Annotated in this window: 18 protein-coding genes; 14 read left to right on the top strand and 4 right to left on the bottom strand. The window is 50.4% G+C overall.

Annotated elements, in window-relative coordinates:
• The first annotated feature begins 159 nt into the window (after positions 1-159).
• Both ACJJIO_RS18115 and ACJJIO_RS18120 read left to right on the top strand, forming a co-directional pair.
• Entirely contained in the window at positions 160-549 is a 390-nt protein-coding gene (locus ACJJIO_RS18115; protein ID WP_444909344.1) for a LexA family protein, read from the top strand.
• Positions 550-1,803, top strand: coding sequence for a Y-family DNA polymerase (locus ACJJIO_RS18120; RefSeq protein ID WP_444909345.1), 1,254 nt, complete (start codon positions 550-552; stop codon positions 1,801-1,803).
• 106 nt (positions 1,804-1,909) lie between these two features.
• On the opposite strand, the gene ACJJIO_RS18125 is transcribed toward ACJJIO_RS18120, so the two are convergent.
• Entirely contained in the window at positions 1,910-2,983 is a 1,074-nt protein-coding gene (locus ACJJIO_RS18125; protein WP_444905017.1) for a hypothetical protein, read from the bottom strand.
• 856 nt (positions 2,984-3,839) lie between these two features.
• Between ACJJIO_RS18125 and ACJJIO_RS18130 the strand changes: the two genes are divergently transcribed.
• The gene (locus ACJJIO_RS18130; RefSeq protein WP_444909346.1) at positions 3,840-4,226 is read left to right on the top strand and encodes a hypothetical protein; all 387 of its coding nucleotides are present in this window, start codon (positions 3,840-3,842) and stop codon (positions 4,224-4,226) included.
• Positions 4,227-4,451: 225 nt separating this feature from the next.
• Here the strand turns inward: ACJJIO_RS18130 and ACJJIO_RS18135 are convergent, their stop codons facing one another.
• Positions 4,452-4,580 (bottom strand): hypothetical protein, encoded by a 129-nt coding sequence (locus tag ACJJIO_RS18135; protein ID WP_444909347.1) that lies wholly within the window; start codon positions 4,578-4,580, stop codon positions 4,452-4,454.
• Between the two features lie 111 nt (positions 4,581-4,691).
• Positions 4,692-4,952 carry a site-specific integrase gene (locus ACJJIO_RS18140; RefSeq protein WP_444909348.1) on the bottom strand — a complete coding sequence of 87 codons (261 nt, stop codon included), beginning with the start codon at positions 4,950-4,952 and terminating at the stop codon, positions 4,692-4,694.
• A 184-nt stretch (positions 4,953-5,136) separates the two neighbouring features.
• Between ACJJIO_RS18140 and ACJJIO_RS18145 the strand changes: the two genes are divergently transcribed.
• From ACJJIO_RS18145 to ACJJIO_RS18165, 5 genes are all read left to right on the top strand, one after another.
• Positions 5,137-5,313, top strand: a complete 177-nt coding sequence (locus ACJJIO_RS18145; RefSeq protein WP_444909349.1) for a hypothetical protein — start codon at positions 5,137-5,139, stop codon at positions 5,311-5,313.
• Positions 5,314-5,337: 24 nt separating this feature from the next.
• Positions 5,338-5,556, top strand: coding sequence for a hypothetical protein (locus ACJJIO_RS18150; protein ID WP_444909350.1), 219 nt, complete (start codon positions 5,338-5,340; stop codon positions 5,554-5,556).
• Between the two features lie 21 nt (positions 5,557-5,577).
• Positions 5,578-6,675 (top strand): hypothetical protein, encoded by a 1,098-nt coding sequence (locus ACJJIO_RS18155; RefSeq protein ID WP_444909351.1) that lies wholly within the window; start codon positions 5,578-5,580, stop codon positions 6,673-6,675.
• Positions 6,672-6,923: a hypothetical protein gene (locus tag ACJJIO_RS18160; RefSeq protein ID WP_444909352.1), complete on the top strand. Its 252-nt coding sequence runs from the start codon at positions 6,672-6,674 to the stop codon at positions 6,921-6,923. The genes ACJJIO_RS18155 and ACJJIO_RS18160 overlap by 4 nt, the downstream gene beginning before the upstream one ends.
• A 335-nt stretch (positions 6,924-7,258) precedes the next feature.
• Positions 7,259-7,648, top strand: coding sequence for a hypothetical protein (locus tag ACJJIO_RS18165; RefSeq protein WP_444909353.1), 390 nt, complete (start codon positions 7,259-7,261; stop codon positions 7,646-7,648).
• Positions 7,649-7,746: 98 nt separating this feature from the next.
• Here ACJJIO_RS18165 and ACJJIO_RS18170 read toward each other — a convergent pair whose 3' ends face one another.
• Positions 7,747-8,556 carry a potassium channel family protein gene (locus tag ACJJIO_RS18170; RefSeq protein WP_444905004.1) on the bottom strand — a complete coding sequence of 270 codons (810 nt, stop codon included), beginning with the start codon at positions 8,554-8,556 and terminating at the stop codon, positions 7,747-7,749.
• Positions 8,557-8,650: 94 nt separating this feature from the next.
• Between ACJJIO_RS18170 and ACJJIO_RS18175 the strand changes: the two genes are divergently transcribed.
• Genes ACJJIO_RS18175 through ACJJIO_RS18200 form a run of 6 tightly spaced genes read left to right on the top strand, consistent with a single transcriptional unit; the run spans position 8,651 to position 13,337 of the window.
• On the top strand, positions 8,651-9,193 hold the full coding sequence (locus ACJJIO_RS18175; RefSeq protein WP_444909354.1) for a hypothetical protein: 543 nt from the start codon (positions 8,651-8,653) through the stop codon (positions 9,191-9,193).
• Positions 9,194-9,203: 10 nt separating this feature from the next.
• On the top strand, positions 9,204-9,752 hold the full coding sequence (locus tag ACJJIO_RS18180) for a hypothetical protein (protein ID WP_444909355.1): 549 nt from the start codon (positions 9,204-9,206) through the stop codon (positions 9,750-9,752).
• Positions 9,691-10,092, top strand: coding sequence for a hypothetical protein (locus tag ACJJIO_RS18185; RefSeq protein WP_444909356.1), 402 nt, complete (start codon positions 9,691-9,693; stop codon positions 10,090-10,092). The genes ACJJIO_RS18180 and ACJJIO_RS18185 overlap by 62 nt, the downstream gene beginning before the upstream one ends.
• Before the next feature lie 32 nt (positions 10,093-10,124).
• Positions 10,125-10,400, top strand: coding sequence for a hypothetical protein (locus ACJJIO_RS18190; RefSeq protein ID WP_444909357.1), 276 nt, complete (start codon positions 10,125-10,127; stop codon positions 10,398-10,400).
• 36 nt (positions 10,401-10,436) lie between these two features.
• Positions 10,437-11,141 (top strand): hypothetical protein, encoded by a 705-nt coding sequence (locus tag ACJJIO_RS18195; RefSeq protein ID WP_444909358.1) that lies wholly within the window; start codon positions 10,437-10,439, stop codon positions 11,139-11,141.
• 12 nt (positions 11,142-11,153) lie between these two features.
• Entirely contained in the window at positions 11,154-13,337 is a 2,184-nt protein-coding gene (locus tag ACJJIO_RS18200) for a hypothetical protein (protein ID WP_444909359.1), read from the top strand.
• The last annotated feature ends 148 nt before the right edge of the window (positions 13,338-13,485 follow it).

Below are 13,485 nucleotides of genomic sequence, written 5' to 3' on the forward strand. Positions count from 1 at the left end.
AAGGCCGCAGGCACAAGCCTACCGATAGAAGAGGCGGCCTAGCCGGCTATTGAAGCCGCTGCTGAGAGTGGTACCGGCCTCATAGTCATCCATTGCTCTTGCCGATTGCTACCTTCTGGCAATAAACTGTATGTATATACAGTATTTGGGTATCCCAGAATGAAGCTTTCCCAACTCTATGGCCACGGCATTGCCTGTGGCTTTCCCTCTCCTGCCGATGACCACAAGGAGGCGGCCCTTAGCCTGGATGAGCATCTGGTCAGCAAGCCAGCGGCGACCTTTATGGCGCGGGCGAACGGGGATTCCATGATGGGGATCGGCATCTTCGACAAGGATCTATTGATTGTCGATCGTTCGTTAAAGCCCACCCATGGCGATGTGGTCGTGGTGGCCCTGGATGGCCAGCTGACCTGCAAGGTGCTGGACCAGCAGCAGGGGCGGCTGCTCTCTGCTAATGATGATTACGCCCCGATCCCTATTTGGGAGGGGCAGGAATTGATTGTGGAGGGGGTGGTAAAGGCTTCGGTGCGCTACCACCGGCCGAGCTGAATGCTGGTACTGGTGGATTGCAACAGCTGCTACGCTAGCTGTGAGCAGATATTCCGGCCGGATTTGCGTGGGCGTCCGGTGGTGGTGCTCTCCAATAACGATGGCTTTGTGGTGGCGCGCTCCAAGGAGGCGAAGCTATTAGGCATTGGCGACCTGGAGCCCTTCTTCAAGGTTCAGCCGCTACTGGGCGCCCACCGGGTAGCGATCTTCTCCAGTAATTATCCCCTGTATGGTGATATCTCTCACCGGGTGATGACCACCCTGCGCGAGTTCGGCCCCAGCGTGGAGGTCTACAGCATTGACGAGATGTTTTTGGACCTGCACGGGCTGCAGGAGAATTGGCAGGACTACGGCCGCAAGATCCGCAATACCCTCTGGCGCAATATTCGAATGCCTGTGGGTGTGGGGATCGCCCCCAGTAAAACCTTGGCCAAGCTCGCCAACCGCGCGGCCAAGAAAACCCCAAAGTGCGATGGCGTCTGTGCATTGGATACCCCGGAGAAGTGGCAGTGGATGCAGCGCCGTACCGCTGTGAATGATGTGTGGGGCATAGGCCGGCGCCTCACCAAGCGCCTAGCGGATTTCGGCATAGAGACCGCCTATGACCTGGCGCAGGCCAACCCGAAAATTTTGCGCCGCCGTATCAATGTGAATATTGAGCGCACTATTGAGGAGTTGAACGGGATTCCCTGCCTGGGCCTGGAGGAAGAGCCCCCAGCGAAGAAGCAGATCTATTGCACCCGCTCCTTCGGTGAAAAGCTCACCGAGCTAGCGCCGATACTGCAGGCCGCCACCCTCTACGCCAGCAGGGCAGCGGAGAAACTGCGCGCGCAGAAGTCGCTGGTTAAGTCGATCCATTTATTCCTGCACACCTCACCCCATGAGCCCAACTACTACAGCCGCAGCGCCGTAGTGCAGACCCCATACCCCACCGACGACACGCGGGTAATCGTGCGGCTGGTGAGAGAAGCCATTGCGGACTTGTACCGCCCCGGCTGTCGCTTTATGAAAGCAGGCGTAGGGCTCATCGAGATAATCCCCCGCGCCCTGGGCCAGGGGGATTTGTTCACCCCAGGGCAATCACTTAGGGCAGGGCAGACCATGCAGGCGATGGACCGAATTAACAAAAAATTCGGCCGGGGCACTTTGTTCCTGGGGGCTGAAGGCATCCAGAAAAAGTGGAAGATGCGGCAGGCATTTACATCGCCTGCCTATACCACCCGGTGGGGGGATTTGCCTAGGGTGGTGACCTGAAGCGATTGCGGAAATTTTACTTTTAGGAAATAACCTTTAAATCAGGTGAGATTTATGGCTCACCTGATTTAAAAGATAAAACTATTAATATTTAATTACTGGCTTCTTAAAGAGTCAAGCTTTTCCAGCCTGATGATGCGCAAACATATAGTAGCGATTCAGATTGATGTATGGTCATGCGGCCTACATCTGATGAGCTATTACAATCAGAATCAGGAGGAGTTCCTGCAGAAGTATCTAACTGTATATACCCTGGAGAATCGTCGTTCTCGATCGGATTTTTGACAGAGAAATTACCTGCATGCGTAATCCTCACCACTTCATGGAATTCGCCTCCGATGTTTTTGTCGTCAAAATTATCCTCCATTGAGGCTTCCCATGTTCCCATTTGAAGGTATTCACCATCTTTCCACGCGATATCTCCTTCATCGGGCCCTGCACCTTCGATATAGAGTCCAGGCTCATTTTCGGGATTTATAATATTGAAGCGACCCTTAAAATAATTTTTGTAATCGTCAAGTACATTTTTAGAGCCTACACCAACTCGCCCCTGTTTGTTTATAGACATCCTTGCTTTGCCATCCGTAAAAAAACCAATCCAGCCGCCATGCTGGCTATCCTGGTTACCGTAGAAGTGAGCACCGGCTCCATTGTTGTTTGGGTTAACACCGTCAGAGACGGCTCTCAGTGCAAGCTCTTCCCTATACGGTAGGCATTCATTCAATTCAGTATCTTTGCACTCCTTATCCAGATTTACATTATGGTCCTCGGGTCGAATGAAACCTGAATAATGGAATATAGTTGAATGGCTATTGTCGCCAATTAATTTCAATCTAGTTTTAGTGTTGCCGGGCACAAATTCACTGTGGCCGGATTCCTTTATATCGTTCTCGGATTCCTTAACATTTTCAGTGTCAATCTCCAGCCAGTTAATATAGCTTTCGGTAGAATCTATCCAATTTCCAAGCTGGAATGTATCATCATTCAAGACCGCAATATCGCCTTCAGTAGAGCTGGCACCAGATATTAGTATCGCGGGTTTTTTTGATCCTGAGTCTTTGATGTGCAAAGTGGCTTGAGGACTTGTAACTCCAATGCCAACATCTTCATAAAAACTTTCCGCAACGGCTACACCTGAAGTGACAAGACCAATTAAAAATGTAACGTGTACTTTATTCATTCAACATCCCTTATATCCTATTTATAAGCAGCAGATCTAATTTTACCTGGCAGTTTGTGCCCCAGCATTTTTTCAGCGATATGGGGCTCGGTCAGTTAGGAAAAATTGCCATGCCGTTTTGTGCAAGTCATGCACCGACCAGTGTTTCATTCCATAACCTCTGAGCCGGCTTAGCCTCTGAAGGGGATTGTAAAGTATTAATAGCGGTAGAACATATCACTGTTCCAGAAATAGCTGGGGGAACAATACAAGCGCAGGACGGCTTCAACAAAACGCTTGGTTAAGGATCACTATGTCTGGGTGCTGAAAGAGTACAGGAAATTGGCATAGGCAGGCGTTTACATTGCTTGCCTATATCTTTCAGTGAGATCAACTGCCGGTGATTGCAGTCTAGTTGCTGTGTAAGTGTACAGCTTTTAAGTGTGTCAAAAATTGACCAGCTAAGTAATCATGGGGTTTATTGCGATGCTGAACCACCTTGATATTTACACACAAAGGTCTGTAACTGTATGGTAGTTATAGAGATTTAGGTTTGATTGTGGCTCCTGAGGTCGCGGGTTCGATCCCCGTCGGCCACCCCAGATTCTTCCTTGTCTATCAAGGACTTAAAACCTCGCCTAGTGCGGGGTTTTTTCGTTTTGGGCCTTTGAGGGGTAATTCGAGGGGGTAATTTTTACCATAATCGATTTTTTCAGTCCCTCCGATTGGACATTTATCCAGTGTCCACTGCGCCTAAAGCGTTCCCTTATATACCATCACTTTGGATTGTAATGGGTACCTCAGAAGTGAAGAATGCCGCCGCTGCTCTGAGTGTCGCTAAGTCTACCAATCTAAAAGCCCTACACAGGAGTTTTAAATGAAAGATCAAACTATTTATCAGGAGGTTGCAAAGCTGCTGTACCTCGAAGCTCCAGATGTTTCGAGTGAGGTGCACGCTCTTGTGAGATATTTTAAGGAATCTTCCACGATTTCTGTATGGGTGGGTGAGCTAAGGTCAACAGCTGGCGGGTTTGCTTTATCTTATGAGGCTGGTACTAGAGTCTCAGACCTAGTGGGCGAACTAAAAGCGTATTATGTGGAAAAAAATATGGGGGATTGGAATGTTGCACATTTCATTGCGATTCCTCACGCTAAAAAATTTGAACTTGAGTTTAATTATTGTGAAGAGCTGGAAAATGGTGACGTAACTTTTTCAAAGTATGCAAAAAGGCTCAATCAATCCTCAAGGATTCATCAGGAGTAGCTATTGAAATCTTCAGTTTAGTGCTTTCTGCTCGGAAGATTTTAGGCCCTTTTCAGCAGAAACTTCACCCGTCGCCCTTGGGCACGCCTCGCTTTCCTTTAATCCTCGCCTTGTTAAGAGAAACAACTTTATCGGCGGTGTGGTTGTAGCGCTCCATCATGCTGCGGGTCTTGTGCCCGCTGAATTCCTGCTTGTTGCCTTCGAAATCTGAGATGCCTTTAATCTTTAAATCATGAAACGGGAGCGAGCGGGTAGGGCGCCGGCCTCATAGGCAGCTTTCTGTTCGGGGCTCCAGGTGCTATTAAATCCATCTCGGGTGTAGCGCTGCCCAATTCGGCCACGAATCAGATACATACTTTGTGACCTGGAGCTGGTGTTGCTTTTAAGCGCCAGTTTAACTGCGTCGTGTAATCGATCTGTCCAGAGCTTCAGCTGCTTCTTGCCGGTTTTTTGCTGGCAAATCAACTAATCCTCGTCGGTGATATCCTGCCGCTTTAATGCAAGAACATCTTGTTGCCGTGCGTCGTAGAGGTATGAAATTTCTATGGCAGCAGCGTGTGCGGTGTGGCCCCTGGATTCAAGCCAGGTGTAAAAGGCTAAATATTCGGAATCTTCGACATAACGCCCACCCTGTTTTTCCTTGAGAGGTTTCATCGCCTTAGTTGGGTCGCCGATCGATACGAATCCACGGGCCTTTCCCCAGCGATAAAGATGGACGGCCAGCATCCATTAAGTCTCAGGGGGGCGGTCAGGCCCATAGCCACGGTATTGGCAATAGCGGCTCTCATACGCATTCTGTTGACGTGCGCCCGCCATACTATGCACTTGCTTGGATAATAAAAACTTCTGAAATCACCAGTGAGAATATTGCTGACTTACTGGCTGAGTTGAGCGGCGATGAGGATACCTAATGGCTTTCTATCCTATCCGACAGTTAGGTGAGCGCGGCATTAATGTTGATACGCCTCCATTCGAGCTGCCCGTCAATGAATTCTCGGCGGGCAAAAACGCCCGATTTGCCAACGGCGCGGCACAGACTATGCCATCCCCGAAAACACTAGAGGTCCTGGCAGAGGCTCCCGTATGAGGTGCCGGCTGGGTTTCCGATGGTGTGCCGCAGCTGGCCTATGCCTCGCAAACAGAGCTGTATATACGCGAGAATGAAACCTTTGTTAAACGCACCAACAGCACAGATTTTTCCACCGGGTATTCTCCTTCGGAAAACTGGCAGTCGCTGGTGTGGGGCGAAAGCGTGATATTCAATAATGGCGTAGATGTCCCGCAGATTCGTGAGCCGACGGACACGGAATTTAAAGCGCTGCCTAACTGACCATCCAATCTACGAGCTAAATTGCTGCGCGGTTACAAAAATTTCATGGTGGCCTTGGGTATTACTGAGGGTGGGGTCAGTTATCCGAACACTGTGCGCTGGTCTACTGAGGCTGAGCCAGGCCAAGTACCCTGGACTTGGGATGTGGTGGACCTGTCCGGCCTTGCTGGTGCTAACCCGGTGGACTCTGGGGCAAGTGAGCTAGTTGATTGTCTGCCTCTGGGTGGGGCCAATATTATCTACTCTCAGGAAGCCACCTATCTGATGCAGTTTGTCGGCGGGCAATATGTATTCGCCTTCGACAAACTACTCGACCAAGGTATTCTTTGCCGGGGTGCTGTTGCCGCGTTCGACAAGTTTCACTTTGTAATTGGTTCTACTGAAATTTTTGTACATGATGGTTCCAGTACTCGACCGGTAGCGCATCGGAGAGCGAATAAAACTTTTTACAATGAGGTGGGTGACCGCACCAAGGTGCGTTGCGTAGCCAACCATAAAACCAAAGAAGTATGGACCTATTACACTACAGGCGCGGGTAATGCTAACCGGGCCATGGTTTACAACTGGCTGGATAATACCTTCACGTTTGTAGATGTACCGGGCGTCGCTTGTGCAGTCTTTGCACCCAAGCAGGGTGAAATTGTGACCTGGGAGGAGCTGACGCAGAGCTGGGTGGACCTCACCCAGAGCTGGGGTGAGTTTGCTGATACCGCTTTCTACCCGGTGATGTATTACTTCAGCAGCGACAGAGCTGCCCACACCCTGCAGGAAGCCGACTTCCTCAGCACAGCGAGCACAACTCAGTCGGTATACTTGGAGCGCACTGGCATTGACCTAGACCAATTACTGAAAGCGCCTACGAAACAGTGGAAATTGATTCGACAAATTGTTCCGCAAATTCATGGTGCAGGCAAAGTTCGCATCACCGTAGGCGGGGCCTCAACGGCTATGGGTGATGTGCACTGGCGCCAGCCGCGGGAGTTCGACGTGGCCGAAGGGCTCAAGGTGGATGTACGGCTTAAGGCTCGCTATCTAGCCATCAAAATCCAATCCGTAGACGCCGGCTTCTGGCGGCTGACCGGCTGGGACCTGGACCTGATTCCGGTGGATGGCCGATGAGTTACACACCGGGACCGGCGCAGCCGAGAAACCTTGAGGAGCTGTGGCGGTATTTACAGGCGGAGCTGAGCAAGATACAGCGCGCCTTTACCGACCTGGAGGCGCTGGCACCGCTTTACCGTGAGCCGCCACGACGCCCGCCGCTGGGCCTGTTGGTGACTGCCGACGGCACGGACTGGGACCCTGGACAGGGGAAGGGTTTGTATATCTGGGTAGGCACTGCCTGGGTGCAGGTGCATGCGCTGTGAGGTTAGAGAGAATCAAACCTGTTGCCCAAGAGTGTTGAGAACGCGGAGGCAATAAGGGAGCCTGGCGTATGGAGTGCATTGAGTGCACGCTAAATCCGCGTGTGGTGACTTGGGAATAAGTAGCTCCTCAGAGACTGCCTGAGTATCGCCTTAAATAGGTGGGGGTTAATTATAGACGCACCATTAGAGCATTGGCGCAAATTTATCCCTTGTGAGGAGGCCGCTGCTAAATTGGTCTAGCCTGAAATCGTGACATATATTTGGGGTCATTAGAACCTTGCTAGGACTTGGCCCCATAAGATTGATCTGGAATCCTTTATATTCGTGAGGTGTTTATGGCGAGGGCTAGAAGTGGCGAGGATATTTCGCCTAAAAAATTTGGTAAAGCTGGTCAGTCTATCGCTCAATCAGAACATAAATCTGAGGAGCAGGAAATAATTGATTTCACTAAAATCAAGGTGGTTAAAGGTATTACAGGGGAATACGTGCTAACTGTATGGGGAAAAAATGACCCTGATATAGAGCCTTCACTTAATCCAAGATATAACCCATCGAATCCGGATTATTATGAGATAGAAGTATTAGGAAAACGCTTGAGTAGTCCTCGCCCTAAAAAGGTGAAAAGATTCCCACTCGATTTAGACCTTAAAAACTATATGGGTGAAAAAGGCATAGAAGTTATTGGTGCGACCAAATCTGTTAAGTGGGACTTGCCAGAGGTGTAGAGGGGCTTTTTCCATCGAATCGCCTAGCCGTTCAAAACTCCATTGTGGCTATGGCGATTCCCTTGGCTAAAGTGAGACTGAATATGTAGTTTTTACTTTCAGCTAACTTGAGCTTTTAGCTCTTCAAGCTTTTCCCTATACAGGTCATGGTCTCTGGGTTCTGTCAGAACAGAAAGCCCTCCTGTATTAGGGTTGCCGGTTATAATATCTTTTATCATTAGCTCTAATAAATAGCATCTGTTTGGAGAGTGCTCAAAGTGAGTAGACCTTTTAATTATTCTTGCTAAGAAGTCGAATAATTTCTGATCTTTAGGTGTTATATGTAGCAGTGAAAATTCCACCTGTTTTGAAAATATAAGATATTCGGACATGATGTCTAGTTGTAAATCTTGAGATTTTTCTAGCTTATCCTTAAATAATTGAAAATTCTTCCCCTTATCTTTGAAGAGATATTCACGTGTTTTCGTTACTTTAGGCGTATTCCACAATTTCCAAGTTCCACTTTCTCTGCTGTTGACTGTTTGGATAACAAGGTAAGTGGTTATGTAAAGAAAATGATCATATGTTTGGATTAGCTGTTCGGCGATTAAAGCCTGCCTTTTTCTCTCTTGCTGGTCTGCTTGATGTTTGGCTAGTTCATTTAAAAGTAATCCGAAAGCAAAAATACCTACTAAAGCTTCGAGAGCTGTCCAAAAGTAACCAATCTCATTTTTTGGGTGGACTTCTCCATACCCCAGAGTTGTGATTGTCACAATGCTGAAGTAGATGGTTTGAATTAAGCCCATCTCCTCTTCATTAAAGGAAAAAGAATCTCGGAGGAAATAATAGATAATTGCAAAAAAAAGTATTGCCGCTACATAACAAAATAGAAGCTTTTTCCAGGAGAGCCATGAGAGAAAGCGTTGCATATGTCCGTCCATAATTTTCGTGCCGAAGCTTCCATTATCACGCCACAGCTATTGTGTGTAAACGAATTAAGCGTCAAGAAAATGAGCTAAATTTATGAACTCTAACTACGGACACAACCCCTACATGCCCGACTGGGAAACCCAGTACAACCCGGCACCCTCTCTAATTCAACAACCACAAGCTCAGCAACAATCCAGCATTAACCCAATGCAGGCAATGAGCTGGTACAACAAATTCGCAGGCGTTGGCGCATCTGGTGCAGGTAGCACGGCAGGCGGTACCGCCAGCACTGGCGCGGGCAGTGGTGCGGCAGGCGGTTCCAGCTGGATCGCTTCTCTAGGTCCCTGGGCGGCGTTGGCTGTACTCATTGGGGTAAATGAAAACGAAGCCCGCGAAGGTGGCTATCGCGATGAGGATGACAAGGACTACGCCCTGGACTTACTCGGCGGCAAGGTATTCGAGCAAGACGCAACCTACCGCTGGAAAGATGACCTCAACGATGCAGCGCCAGGCTCTGGCAGCATGGTCGAATCAATGGCAAACCTCGGTTCTCTGGATTTCTCCAACGCTGGCAAAGCGTTTGAAGATGGATTGAAAGAAGACCCACTAATTAAAGGCATTCTCAGCCTCTTCTAACAGGTGAAACATGGGATTTTTAGACGGTCTTATGGGTGGTGGTGGCGAGTCCAAAAGCCAGAGTTATCTGGATGAGGACCAGAAAGGCTACCTGAATGATATCTGGGGGGAGGGGCAAAGGCTCTATAACTCCGGGCAATCTCCGGTCGCCGACCTCAGCCCGGAAATGCAGCAATATATCCAGGCTGCAATGGGGTTTGGCAACACCGCCAATGGCAATGCCAACCAAGTATCTGGCGCGGCCAGTGGATTCGGAAATACCGCCAATGTGATGCAGGATTATTTGACCCAGGTAATGAGCGGCGGAGGCTTTCAGGCCCCAATGCAAAACGGTGTTGATATGAACACTGTGAATTCCTTAATAGATAACGACCTGCTGGATTCTCAAATTACGGCCAACACTCGAGACATATACCGCAACCTTAATGAGAGTCAGTTGCCGGGCATCGCCTCTGGGGCGGTTTCTACCGGCAATGCTGGCTCGAGAGGGTATCGCCATGAGCGGTGCAGACGACAGGGCCGCAGATGTAGCTGCGGGTATACGCTCCAACGCCTATAACCAAGCCGTGCAGGTTGCGGCCGGCCAATCCAGCGCGAATCAGGGCGCTCAGCTGGCAACCAATAACCTCAACACATCCCTGGCCAGCAATAACTTCGGTACCGCTGGCAATCTCTTCAATACCGGATTCGGCAACGCCTACAACATGGGCGCGGGCGGTGTGAGCATGATGGGGCAGGGCGGAAACGCGATGCAGAACTATATGCAGCAGGTAGCCATGGCACCTTGGCAAAAACTGCAGCTGTACCAGGGCTCGATTGGCTCTCCAATTGTGCTCAATGAATCCACTCAGGCGGGAGGCAGCAACGGAGCCGGGGGAATCATGCAGGGCATGGGGTAAGGCCCACAACTGAAACTCAACAGGATAGAGAAATGCCAATACTCAGCATCGGCGAGCCTATCGGGGCGCTCGACCAGAATTTCATAGAACCCCAACAATCCCCCACCTTCGACTCCTCAAACCCTTTTGCCCGCACCATCGACCGTTACGAACTGCAGCTAATAGAAAACCAGAGTGAAGTTGAAAAACTGAAGGGCAATAAATGGGCCCGGATTGGGCGCATGCTAACCGCTGCCGGTGTTGGCCTTAACGGTGGCGACCCGTCGCAGGCTTATCGCGGTTACAACAATCAACTAACAGCGCTGTAAAATCATGGCACCAAGCTCAATTCTGGGATTGATGAAATGAATCTAAAGCGGGCAATGTTGGAGCAGCAAGGTGCGGGCTCGGCAGACACAGTAGGTTCTCCGCTAACACTCGCTAATGGTAATTATGGGATTGCGGTTAAGAATCCTGACGGCTCTACCGAGGTGCGTGACCTCGGTGTTCGGTTTGACCCCAAAGTACATAAGGTCGGTGACCAGCTTTTGACAACCACTGGCGGCAACACTCCAGTAGAGCTCTTATCGGATGAGCAGCTTCAGAAGATTTATGACCAGCGCATAAAGAACAAGAAAGGCGAGATCGATTTAAAAAATAATTCTGAGGCCGAAAAGGCGGCCGCGCTTAACGCCAAAACTTACAAGGCGTATCAGGCTGGAATGGAAGGCTTATCTAAAGGGATGGAGGGAACTACCACTAATCCGTTTACAGGTTCATTCCCGGCGTTGACCTCTGGGGCGCAGACGGCTGATGGGGCAGTGTCTGCCATGGCCCCAATCCTTAAATCCCTTTTTCGTGAGGCCGGCGAGGGTGTCTTTACTGATAAAGATCAAGAACTGCTGTTAAAGATGATTCCAACCCGGAAGGACCACCCGGAAGCCCGCAAGGCAAAACTCGAAATGGTTGACCGAATTGTTCGGGCGAAACTTGGTATCGATTTCGAAGATATTGAGCGTGATGGTCCTGAGGCGGTAGCTGACGCCGCCAACACAAATAAAGACCCATAGGGGATTCGATGAATGGCTTTAACTATCGCGGAAATACGTAAGCAATATCCTGAATATTCAGATATGAGCGATGAAGCTTTGGCGCGCAGCCTGCACCAGTCGTATTACAGAGATATGGAGTTTGGCGAGTTCGCCGGCAAAATTGGCTACACACTGCCAGACCCTGCAGGTATTAATCAACCCGGCGCTTTCGAGCAGTTTGCGGACAATTCCATCGGTGAGCTTGAGGTGGTGGGCGCGGTAGGTTCGTCGATTTTGGCTGAGCCGGTTTCTGGACTCGCGGGCATTGCTCAATCGCTAAATCCCTGGGCCGAGCCGGGAGCTGGTTACCGAGCAGTGGGGGCGGCTCGCAACTTCCTCACCTATGAGCCGTGCACCGATGAAGGTAGGGACAAGCTAAATACGCTTTCTGACTTTATCGAACCTGCCGGCCGGGCTATGGAATATGCCGAAAAGAGCCTGGGTGATGCGACCTATAACGCTACAGGAAGTCCAGCATTGGCTGCCGGTGCCGCCTCTGTACCAACGGCAATTTTGGAGCTGCTGGGCGTTGGCCTCGGTAAAGGCGCTACCCAAGCAAAAAGGGCCACGCCAGAGAATGTAAAAACGGAACTGACGAGACTTGGTGTGGACTCGCATCAGATGTCGGAGGAGGCAGTCTTAAGGGTAGTTGACGAACTGAATGAGGGTGCTGACTTCTCCAGTGATGCTCTGGTGGGAGTCCTTGAAAATGTCGATATGCCAGAGGATTGGGTACCAAAAACCCGCGCCGAGCAGCAGGGGATTGAAACTGGCAACTTTGACCTATGGCGCAAACAGAATGAGGCTGCGGCCGGCGTTTACGGAAGCCATGCAGAGCAGGCAGTTAATCGTTTCACTGATTTCCGCGAGCGCCAGCTGGGCAAGGTGGTGCAGAATCAGATGGATGACCTGGGGCTGACTGAAGGGGCTAGCTCACTCGCAAGTAATGCGGGGATGCTCTATGACGGCCTTTTGTCAAAGGTAGAGAATGCCAAGCAGGCTAAAACCGACGCTTACACCAGAGTGGACGATATTGCCAAAGAACGTGGTCCTATGATGGCCGAGGGCTCGGTTATGCAAGAGGGGCTGGGAGCGGCCTATCGCGGATTTGATGGCGATATCAAACTTGCCAGCAAGACCGAGACGCCCAACGCATATGGGTTGTATGAGGAGTTTCATGCAGCGCTGCGAGGTGAAAAGTCTTCCGGTTTACCGGGCGCCCTTACAGTCGCGACCAACAAGATGGAAAGTTTGGATAACTTCGAAAGCCTGCGCCGTCGAATTTCTGCTGCTGAGCGGGCCTCCGCCCCCGGCTCTGCCGACCAAGCACTACTTGGGCAAGTGCGTCGGCAATATGACAGCTGGCTTGATGAGGCCGTGGAGAATGGGAAGTTTTTCGGCTCGCCCGAGCAGCTGGACGCCCTTAAAGAAGCTCGCCGCCTTAATCGCGAGTACATGCAGATAGTCAAAGGCACTCACAAGGATGGTAAGCCCACAGCTCGCACTGGCATTATCAATGATGTTGTGAACGGGCGAAGCACTCCAGAGGAAGTGGTCAACAAGATAATCGGTGGCACCGGCAAGAAGCAGGGAGCGGCCATCGTTGAGGACTTCAAGCGGCTATTCGGTGAAGACTCTCCGGAATTCGGAGCCCTGCGGCAGTCCGCTTTTATGAATATTTTCGGCCCCGCTTTTAAGGTGGCCGAGGATGGCAGCCTGCAGCTATCCAGGGGCAGCTATATCAATCGACTCTCCGACCAGCTCAAGAACAATGAGAGCAATCTGCGGGCCTTGTTCGATGAGTCCGAAGTGAACCGCTGGAATAAATTTGCGAGTGAGCTGCGGAAACTTCAGGAAGATGTGCGCAAGAAAAATTTCTCCGGCTCTGCATACCATCTGGCCGGGCCGATGAGCGCGCTGGTAGACAAGGTTGGCATTATCGCTCAGTGGCTGCCTTTTATGCGCGAGGGGGCTGAAAGTGTGAGTAAGAGCCGCCGTTGGCGCGACCTGAGGAAAAACGGTCTGGCCGAAGGTGACTTTGCCGTTTCCAGTGACACCGCTACTTTACTTGGCGCTTTGCTAGGTGGTGCCCCAGCGCACTCTGGTGCATCACCAGCGTTGTTGTTGAGCGAAGACGACAAGCCTCGTAATCAGGGTGTGCTGGCTTTTAAATAATTCCTTCACCTTCTTTTGATTAGGACTTGTTGGGATAGCCAGGTGAATTGAACAGCTGCATAATATTATAGAGATGGGTAAATATACCCTAAAGCAGACAGATGTTGCTTTCAGGAAGTATCAATGTCTGAATAGCAGATCCTTGGAG

It is taken from the genome of Microbulbifer mixtoriginis (SeqCode) (assembly GCF_052467235.1).

Coding starts and splice junctions, on each gene's coding strand:
- ACJJIO_RS18165 (WP_444909353.1), top strand. CDS start 7,259: ATGGCGAGGGCTAGAAGTGGCGAGGATATTTCGCCTAAAAAATTTGGT.
- ACJJIO_RS18195 (WP_444909358.1), top strand. CDS start 10,437: ATGAATCTAAAGCGGGCAATGTTGGAGCAGCAAGGTGCGGGCTCGGCA.
- ACJJIO_RS18180 (WP_444909355.1), top strand. CDS start 9,204: ATGGGATTTTTAGACGGTCTTATGGGTGGTGGTGGCGAGTCCAAAAGC.
- ACJJIO_RS18170 (WP_444905004.1), bottom strand. CDS start 8,556: ATGCAACGCTTTCTCTCATGGCTCTCCTGGAAAAAGCTTCTATTTTGT.
- ACJJIO_RS18190 (WP_444909357.1), top strand. CDS start 10,125: ATGCCAATACTCAGCATCGGCGAGCCTATCGGGGCGCTCGACCAGAAT.
- ACJJIO_RS18175 (WP_444909354.1), top strand. CDS start 8,651: ATGAACTCTAACTACGGACACAACCCCTACATGCCCGACTGGGAAACC.
- ACJJIO_RS18160 (WP_444909352.1), top strand. CDS start 6,672: ATGAGTTACACACCGGGACCGGCGCAGCCGAGAAACCTTGAGGAGCTG.
- ACJJIO_RS18145 (WP_444909349.1), top strand. CDS start 5,137: ATGGCTTTCTATCCTATCCGACAGTTAGGTGAGCGCGGCATTAATGTT.
- ACJJIO_RS18120 (WP_444909345.1), top strand. CDS start 550: ATGCTGGTACTGGTGGATTGCAACAGCTGCTACGCTAGCTGTGAGCAG.
- ACJJIO_RS18140 (WP_444909348.1), bottom strand. CDS start 4,952: ATGCTGGCCGTCCATCTTTATCGCTGGGGAAAGGCCCGTGGATTCGTA.
- ACJJIO_RS18125 (WP_444905017.1), bottom strand. CDS start 2,983: ATGAATAAAGTACACGTTACATTTTTAATTGGTCTTGTCACTTCAGGT.
- ACJJIO_RS18135 (WP_444909347.1), bottom strand. CDS start 4,580: ATGTATCTGATTCGTGGCCGAATTGGGCAGCGCTACACCCGAGATGGA.
- ACJJIO_RS18115 (WP_444909344.1), top strand. CDS start 160: ATGAAGCTTTCCCAACTCTATGGCCACGGCATTGCCTGTGGCTTTCCC.
- ACJJIO_RS18200 (WP_444909359.1), top strand. CDS start 11,154: ATGGCTTTAACTATCGCGGAAATACGTAAGCAATATCCTGAATATTCA.
- ACJJIO_RS18185 (WP_444909356.1), top strand. CDS start 9,691: ATGAGCGGTGCAGACGACAGGGCCGCAGATGTAGCTGCGGGTATACGC.
- ACJJIO_RS18130 (WP_444909346.1), top strand. CDS start 3,840: ATGAAAGATCAAACTATTTATCAGGAGGTTGCAAAGCTGCTGTACCTC.